The following is a 7,340-nucleotide window of genomic DNA, read 5'->3' as shown; positions in this document are numbered from 1 at the left end:
ATTTAAAAGACCGAGTAATGAAGCCTTCATTAAATGAGATTACAACTAATACAGATATTGAACTCACTTATGAAAATGTAAAAAAAGGGCGTTCAGTAGTTGGCTTTAAATTTATAGTGAAAGAAAAACCTAAGCCAAAATTAATAGCGCCTCAGCGAGATCAAAGAACTATAGATATGTTCTGCAATTTATCTGATGCTCAAATTAACAAGTACAGCACTATTTTATCTAAACTTTCTGAGCTATCAGACCTCAGTAATTTCCCAGACTACCCGACATTTGCCCTCTGGATTAGTGGCATCTTACGAGATCCGAAAAGTGTAAGAGAGGAAACAACAAAACGGATTTTTAAAGCTCTTCATAGCAAGACGGATTTTAAACCATGAGAACTAAGGCTGAATTAGATGCAATGAGTCATCAAGAACTCAAAGATTATGAGCAAAGTTTACTTGCTCTGTGGACACCAAGAATGGCTATTGAAAGTGACATTGAAAGGTTAAGCACTCATCACAGCGAATTATTAGAGGTTTTTAATCAATTAAAGAATCCGGATGCACCTAAAAATTCACGTTTAAAAGATTCAATCTTGTCTCTGAAATATAAAATCGAATCGCTTGAAGGTAAGTTGAGTGATCTTATTCAAGATAATCGCTTAAATTCTGCAGATTGAATTATTCAGTTTATTTAATCAAAATCGTGGAACATTGATTAAAGACTAGGCGTGGAACGTGAAAAGTAATAAAAAAAGCCCAGTCATTGACGACTGGGCTAGAAAATTGAAACTACAGCGTTGAATTATAAGGATAATTATAACGCATTTCGTATAAGGTGTATTATGTTAATTTTAGGAAATCTTAAGCTTTAGCCAACATAATCTTCAGTTGATATTACTTGAGCATATGCAAATTCAAAAGCGGCCATTAATGTTGCATGGACATGACCAGCAGGTACTTTAACGCCATTAAATTCCAAGTCAGCTCTGGCCCTAGAATCATTTTTTTAACTTTTCATAATGAAGAATAAAAATAACTCAATGTTTACTTTAGGTTTTATACGCTTTTTCTTTTCAGGAGATAATGCTAGGATCAAAATTGGCTAACATTAAATAATCATAATGAAGAATCTTCAAATAGTTATAGCACAAGCTCTACATTCATATGAATTTGAACATATGGAGCAATCAATAAGTAAATCCATTAGCGACACTATATTGGAAATATTGGTCAATGATGGGCCTTTTGAAAAAATTGATTGTTATCTGTATTCAAAAAAAGATTCTAAAAAAATTCTAAAAAGCTCTATACCCTATGTAATTGCTGTCTTAGAAAGGGAGAAGTATAGAGTACAGAAAGCTCAGCAAGATAATCTGAGTCCTTTGTATATCTGCTTATACGTGATTAAGAAAATTGAGGACTTTATCGAATACTTAAATACTAAATTTCAACTGTGAAAGCCTCCATTTAACATAATGGTGGTTATACGAAACGCAATATAAAAAGACTTTGTTTTTCAGTCAGTTAAAAAATTTTGACCGACCTGAAAAACCTCAAAAAGCCGACTTAGACACAAGTCGGCTTTTTTATGTTCGATTCTGTAAGATTTTGCCAATAGAAAATGAAACACCTTTGCAAAATTTACAATTTTGTATTAACATTTTTATATTAACAAAAAGCGATGCAACTATGGAAATTGAGTTTTCATGGGATGAGCATAAAGCAGAAACAAACCTCAAAAAACATGGTGTAGCTTTTGAAGATGCAACCTTGGTTTTTTATGATGCTCATGCCGTCTTCAAACAGGATCGCTTTGAAAATGGTGAATATCGTTGGCAAGCGATAGGTCTCGTACACGGGCAGACAGTTTTATTAGTGGCTCATACTGTACAAGATCATAATGGGATTGATCATATCCGTATTATTTCAGCACGACAGGCAGAGAAAAAAGAGAGGAAACAGTATGAAAAAAACCGTTACGTACAAAGTAGATTTGAATAAACCTCCTGTCTTATCTGAAGAACAAAAGGCAAGACTTGAGGCATTAGATAAACGCCCAGACAGTGAAATAGACTTTTCGGATATTCCTGAACTTGATGAAAGCTTTTGGAAAAATGCAGTTCAAAATCCGTTTTATAAGCCAACTAAACAAGTGACAACTGTTCGCATTGATGCCGATGTTATGCAGTGGTTAAAGGCTCAAGGTAAAGGCTATCAGACACGAATGAACAAAATTCTGCGTGATGCTATGTTGAATGATTTGAAAAATCATCCATAAAGAACGAGAACTAAGCCTTGTTCTTTATGAAGTAATATTAAGCCTGTAGATTTAAAATGACGAATAAGTTATTTTTTTAATTTTTCAATACTTCCAGGTAAAGCGAATCTTGGAGGACAGTAATCAGGTAGCTTTTCACCTAACTTCATTTTTTCATCATCAAAAGCTATTCCTGAAAATTGTAAAGACTCACCTAATCTATAAAGCTCTTTTGATTTAATATTTTTTAGACCTATCACCTTATTATAATTATCGAAAAAGACCTCATATTGTTTAGGTATGACTAGAGTATGCATAGTTTCTCTATCACCTCTTACTATGATAGATAAGCAATTATTATGAAGAGTTAAATTTCCTTGAAAGATTGCTTCTAGTTGAGCTAAATTTGGATCAAACCTTACATCTTTAGCTAAAATAAAAAATTGCTTATAGTCGCTTTTCATAGGTTTGATATTAGTATTTTCAGCGGATACTGATGGATCGATATTGGATTTATTGTTGCTGTTATTGATTTCATTAGTATCGAAAAAACAGCCATTTAGAAAAAACAAACTGAATCCTAAAATATAAAACTGAATTTTCATGCTCATGTTTTCCTCCTACCTATTTTTATAAATTTTTATACAATTCATGACCAAATTATTCTGATATGGTTTGTTTTAATTACCCTAGCATTAAATACTCATACAGGTTTCAATATATGAAAAAATTTGTATTTTTCTTAGTCAGTCCGCTTGTAGCCTGTAGTCCAATTACAGAAAAAATTGATTCAAATGTAAGTATTCCACGCATCAAATACACAGGTGGAGTGGATAATGCAAGTTATGGTGAAGCTAAGCTTATTAGGGAAGGCAAATGTTTATACCTACAACATACTGATGGCTCTAAAGTTCTGCCAATTTTTGCCACAAAAACTGTAAATTGGGATAGTAAAAATCATAGTTTAAAAGTAGATTCAGATACTTATTTTCTGGGTGATAAAGCAGCGTATGGAGGGGGACAATCTTACCCTTTAGAAAAAAACAATTATTCCTGGATAACAGAAGTAGATAATAGCTGTGATATCTCACAAGTTATCGTTATTAATAAACTCATAAGGCCAATTTAACAGAACTATCAAAATGAAGAATAGCCTATTTTACTGTCTTGTATTATTTCTACTTATAGGATGCCAGCCATTTGAAAAAACTGGATATATTTCTATTAAAAATCAGACTGATTACCCAATTACCGACCTTAAAATAACTTATATTAGCGCTCAAAAAACTTATAGTTTAGGTACTCTTTATCCTTATTCAGAATATAAATACGCCATTAATTATGAGCATCATAATGAGGATTCGATAAAACTTTCATACCTAGATAAAAGTGATAAAAAGATTAATCACGAAGTAGCTCCTTATGTAGCTAAATATGATAAGAAAAACTATGGCATAACTATTAAATAAATATATGTTTTAAATAGAATTTATAGTTAGTAATTTAACATAAAATCTCTTATGCGAAATTTAGGTCTTATCCCAAATAAATCCATTAAAAAGATCTTTATCTTTCTGCTTATTTTCTTCGGTCTTATTTTCCGTATTTAAAAATTGCTCAAAATCGGCTAATTGCTGTTTAAACGATTCATCATTTTTTAATTTATTTAAAGCCCAAGCTCCCAGTAGAATTTTACGTCTCGTATCATCTTTACGTTGCTGATCAGAAACTTTCTTTTTTTCACGAGCAGCAATAGCTTGTTTTTGTGCTTTTAGTTGTCTTAATCGTTCTTCTTGCTTTGCAATTTTTTGCTCTAAAGTTTCAACACTCATACCATCACCATCTCAAGGAATCCCCCTCAAGCATAGGTCTGTTTGAATTGAAATTCAAGACAGCCCATGCTATCGTGGTTTTCCCGAAGGGCGCACTTAGCCATTGGATTTCATCCAATGGTGCGACAAGGGGTAAATCCCCTTTGTAATCCCCTGACCAACATATACATGTTGGTAATTTCGATAAATCGAAATAAAGAGCAAAAGCAAAATGGCGATATATCATTTTTCAGTTAAAACGATTAGTAGAGGTAATGGACGATCGGCCGTTGCTTGTGCTGCATATCGTTCAAGTGAAAAATTGGTATGCGATTTTTATGGAAAAGAACAAGACTACACAAGAAAAACTGGTGTCGAATTTACAAAAATCTATGCACCTGAAAATACAAATACTGAGTTACTCAAGCGCCAAACACTTTGGAATGAAGTCGAAAAGGTTGAACGTAGAAAAGATGCATTACTTGCAAGAGAGTTTGAGATTGCATTTCCCAGTGAGTTAAACGCTGAACAGCGTGAAAATATGCTCAATGAACTTTGCCGAAACCTCGTTAAAAAATACGGTGTCATCGTTGATGCTGCTATTCATGCACCTCATACAGACAGTGGAAGTGATGAACGCAACTACCATGCACACATCATGTTCACAACCCGAAGTATTAATGAGCAGGGTGGCTTTTCAGCAAAAAAATATAGGGACTTCAGTCGTGACAATGGCACAGAAACTGTAAGCCACTGGAGAGAATCATTTGCAGAGTTATGCAATCATCACCTGGAACAAAATGGATTTGATGAACGTGTCGATCACAGAAGTTATGAAGACCAGGAAAGTGACCTAGAAGCAACTCAGCACGAAGGTCCTCAAGCGACATACCTCCGGAGACGAGGGATATTTACAGAAATTAGTCTGAAAAATGATGAAATTAAGCTACGTAATTTAAAAATCAAAAAGGTCATCGCACTGGATGAAAACATCAAAGTATCTGAGGATCTTGTTCAAAAAGTACGAAGTGAGCTTCAGTTTCAATACTCTCAAGCTGAGTATTCAGAAAAAACTTCTCAGAAACTTTATGAATTCCAAAATGAAGAATTATCAAAATTAACAACAAAATTAGACACGATGAGTTCTGCAATATCAGAACTACGCAAAAAAGAGCCTTTATTTTTTAAAACAAAATGGATCAATCAAATAAATGACCTGATCGACCAACACAACACCCAACTAGACATCCAAAAGCATATTTCTGGTCTTAGTGAAATAGAAAAAAAAGAGAGATATTCTGATCATTTAAATAAATGGACAGAAGAAAATCAGCTGCTCCAGCCTAAAAAGTCTTTTGCAAAATTTGACGAACCGAACATCACTGTTAAACAACGAAAACTTAATGATCAAATTTCAAATATAGATCATCAAATTTCTGAAATATCACGCAGAGAAACTGAGTATCAAGAGTATGTACGCGATCAAAGACTGGAGATCATAAATAGTTATATATTTGAAGAAGATAACTATGGAAATAAATACTTTAGTCCTCAAAATGGTGAAAAACAAAAGCGACTATATGCAGAAGAAATGGAAGATCTAAAAATCCAAGAATTGCATGCGGCTTTTACAAAAAAAATTGAGACCGAAGCGCAGCAAGAGTTTTCCCAAAAAAGAGCAATACAGCTCGAAAACGACCGAAAAGATCGTGAATCTAGAGAACAGCAGTTACGTAAAGAACGAGAGCAACAAGAACAACGCTATGCACAAGAACGAGAGCAACAAGAACATTTGGCATTTGTAAGACGCCAAGAACAAGAAAAACAGCAGAGAAATGAGCCTAAAAAGCCAGAAAATGACAATAACCATGACTACACGCCTTAGAAATCCCATTTAAGCGCAAAAAAACGGGGGTTTTAGCGACTTTTGATAGAAATACAGTAAAACTATAGTTGATAAAAATAAAATCGCTTAGAACGCAAATGAGAGCCTTTTAGCGAGTATCTACGAGCGACACAACGAAAGTTTGCTTATTCCCCCTCTGAAAAACCGTTTTTTATTGAATTACTGGGGACAGTGATTAGCGAGTGTCTACGAGCGAAGTATTGATGCTTTTGCTCGTCAAAAAGCATGAGCATAGCGAATGCATTATTCATGTTTTGCTTTTTGAATCCTTGATCATATATGCAAAAAACTGCCCCCCACGAAGCGAGTGAAACGAGCTTCAATAGAGTACGAGCTTTAGCGAGTACCAAGGGCAGTTTTAATAACTCACTTTGGAAATAAATTCCCTTTTATTCTTTTAAAAAGCTTTTAAAAGCTTTTAGACCCCCCTATAAACCACGCCTAGCAATGCTTTCAGACTTTAAAAAACTACTTTTACCGGACATTAAACTACAAATGCCGGACAAAATGGACTTAAAAAACTACTTTTACCGGACATAGAAACTACTTTTACCGGACATTAAACTACAAGAAAAAGTTTGTAGTTTTGTTAAAAAACTACAAAAATAGTAGTCAAAAAATAAACGACAATGTATGTTTAAGCTACATAAATACCAATGTAGTTAGTTAGTTTTTTGGGGTTGTAGTTATATGGACGAAAATAAAAAAACATATCCTCTGAGCTGGGTTGTTATGCAAAACAATGTTCAAGAATGCTTTAAGAGTATGAACATTGATGAAAAACGAATGTTAATACTTGCTAGCCCAATTGCTAGAACCACTGATGCAACTGAAAAAGACCGAATTATGATTACGGCAGAAGAGTTTGCTAGAGAATGTGGCATTAAAACGCATTCCGCATATACGCAGTTAGAACTAGCCAGCAAGAATCTACTTAAAAGAAATTTCTCTTATAACAATGAAAGAGGAAAAAAGGTGCTGTCGAATTGGGTGATTGATTGCACTTATGAAGACGGAGGGATAGCTATACGTTTCCCTGAAATCGTTCTACTGATGTTAAAAGAGTTTGATAAATTAAACCCTTATACAAAATATAAAAAAGATATCGTACTAAGTTTGAAAAAAGATTACTCATTCGATCTTTATCATTTAGCTAAAAAGCATCAAGCAATGGGACAATTTGAAATGTCCTTAGAACATATAAAAAATGAGCTGGGTTTGCCCAAATCTTATGACAAACTCTGTAATTTAAAAGACCGAGTAATGAAGCCTTCATTAAATGAGATTACAACTAATACAGATATTGAACTCACTTATGAAAATGTAAAAAAAGGGCGTTCAGTAGTTGGCTTTAAATTTATAGTGAAAGAAAA

General features: G+C 33.7%; 10 protein-coding genes and 1 pseudogene. 9 read left to right on the top strand and 2 right to left on the bottom strand.

Annotated features, from left to right (window positions below):
• The 5 genes and pseudogenes from FTV08_RS15670 to FTV08_RS15655 all read left to right on the top strand — a co-directional run.
• Positions 1–386 (top strand): annotated as a pseudogene (locus tag FTV08_RS15670) (replication initiation protein); the annotation flags it as partial.
• Positions 383–670 carry a hypothetical protein gene (locus tag FTV08_RS15665; protein WP_004870774.1) on the top strand — a complete coding sequence of 96 codons (288 nt, stop codon included), beginning with the start codon at positions 383–385 and terminating at the stop codon, positions 668–670. The pseudogene FTV08_RS15670 and the gene FTV08_RS15665, both read left to right, overlap by 4 nt.
• A gap of 444 nt (positions 671–1,114) precedes the next feature.
• Entirely contained in the window at positions 1,115–1,450 is a 336-nt protein-coding gene (locus tag FTV08_RS16335) for a hypothetical protein (RefSeq protein ID WP_126064946.1), read from the top strand.
• A gap of 232 nt (positions 1,451–1,682) precedes the next feature.
• Positions 1,683–1,994: a BrnT family toxin gene (locus FTV08_RS15660; RefSeq protein ID WP_159373036.1), complete on the top strand. Its 312-nt coding sequence runs from the start codon at positions 1,683–1,685 to the stop codon at positions 1,992–1,994.
• Positions 1,957–2,271 carry a BrnA antitoxin family protein gene (locus FTV08_RS15655; protein ID WP_168387107.1) on the top strand — a complete coding sequence of 105 codons (315 nt, stop codon included), beginning with the start codon at positions 1,957–1,959 and terminating at the stop codon, positions 2,269–2,271. The genes FTV08_RS15660 and FTV08_RS15655 overlap by 38 nt, the downstream gene beginning before the upstream one ends.
• Before the next feature lie 68 nt (positions 2,272–2,339).
• Here the strand turns inward: FTV08_RS15655 and FTV08_RS15650 are convergent, their stop codons facing one another.
• Positions 2,340–2,861, bottom strand: a complete 522-nt coding sequence (locus tag FTV08_RS15650; protein ID WP_005098939.1) for a hypothetical protein — start codon at positions 2,859–2,861, stop codon at positions 2,340–2,342.
• Positions 2,862–2,971: 110 nt separating this feature from the next.
• Between FTV08_RS15650 and FTV08_RS15645 the strand changes: the two genes are divergently transcribed.
• Positions 2,972–3,379, top strand: a complete 408-nt coding sequence (locus FTV08_RS15645) for a hypothetical protein (RefSeq protein WP_180087639.1) — start codon at positions 2,972–2,974, stop codon at positions 3,377–3,379.
• Between the two features lie 13 nt (positions 3,380–3,392).
• On the top strand, positions 3,393–3,719 hold the full coding sequence (locus FTV08_RS15640; RefSeq protein ID WP_005098935.1) for a hypothetical protein: 327 nt from the start codon (positions 3,393–3,395) through the stop codon (positions 3,717–3,719).
• A gap of 60 nt (positions 3,720–3,779) precedes the next feature.
• Here FTV08_RS15640 and FTV08_RS15635 read toward each other — a convergent pair whose 3' ends face one another.
• Positions 3,780–4,082 (bottom strand): hypothetical protein, encoded by a 303-nt coding sequence (locus FTV08_RS15635; protein WP_018680087.1) that lies wholly within the window; start codon positions 4,080–4,082, stop codon positions 3,780–3,782.
• A 211-nt stretch (positions 4,083–4,293) separates the two neighbouring features.
• Here FTV08_RS15635 and mobQ point away from each other — a divergent pair, with 211 nt between their 5' ends.
• Positions 4,294–5,946 (top strand): MobQ family relaxase, encoded by a 1,653-nt coding sequence (gene mobQ / locus FTV08_RS15630; protein WP_004870770.1) that lies wholly within the window; start codon positions 4,294–4,296, stop codon positions 5,944–5,946.
• A gap of 711 nt (positions 5,947–6,657) precedes the next feature.
• Positions 6,658–7,340, top strand: a 683-nt coding sequence (locus FTV08_RS15625) for a replication initiation protein (RefSeq protein ID WP_180087638.1), incomplete at its 3' end; no start/stop codon positions are given.

Source organism: Acinetobacter sp. YH12226, assembly GCF_013417805.1.
GTDB lineage: Bacteria > Pseudomonadota > Gammaproteobacteria > Pseudomonadales > Moraxellaceae > Acinetobacter.
Note: the sequence above shows the minus strand (reverse complement) of the source record. Positions and strands in the feature narration are given on the sequence as shown.

Excerpts from the sequence above, each read along its gene's own strand:
- FTV08_RS15655 (WP_168387107.1), top strand. The coding sequence starts at position 1,957 with ATGAAAAAAACCGTTACGTACAAAGTAGATTTGAATAAACCTCCTGTC.
- FTV08_RS15635 (WP_018680087.1), bottom strand. The coding sequence starts at position 4,082 with ATGAGTGTTGAAACTTTAGAGCAAAAAATTGCAAAGCAAGAAGAACGA.
- FTV08_RS16335 (WP_126064946.1), top strand. The coding sequence starts at position 1,115 with ATGAAGAATCTTCAAATAGTTATAGCACAAGCTCTACATTCATATGAA.
- FTV08_RS15640 (WP_005098935.1), top strand. The coding sequence starts at position 3,393 with ATGAAGAATAGCCTATTTTACTGTCTTGTATTATTTCTACTTATAGGA.
- FTV08_RS15645 (WP_180087639.1), top strand. The coding sequence starts at position 2,972 with ATGAAAAAATTTGTATTTTTCTTAGTCAGTCCGCTTGTAGCCTGTAGT.
- FTV08_RS15665 (WP_004870774.1), top strand. The coding sequence starts at position 383 with ATGAGAACTAAGGCTGAATTAGATGCAATGAGTCATCAAGAACTCAAA.
- FTV08_RS15650 (WP_005098939.1), bottom strand. The coding sequence starts at position 2,861 with ATGAGCATGAAAATTCAGTTTTATATTTTAGGATTCAGTTTGTTTTTT.
- mobQ (WP_004870770.1), top strand. The coding sequence starts at position 4,294 with ATGGCGATATATCATTTTTCAGTTAAAACGATTAGTAGAGGTAATGGA.
- FTV08_RS15660 (WP_159373036.1), top strand. The coding sequence starts at position 1,683 with ATGGAAATTGAGTTTTCATGGGATGAGCATAAAGCAGAAACAAACCTC.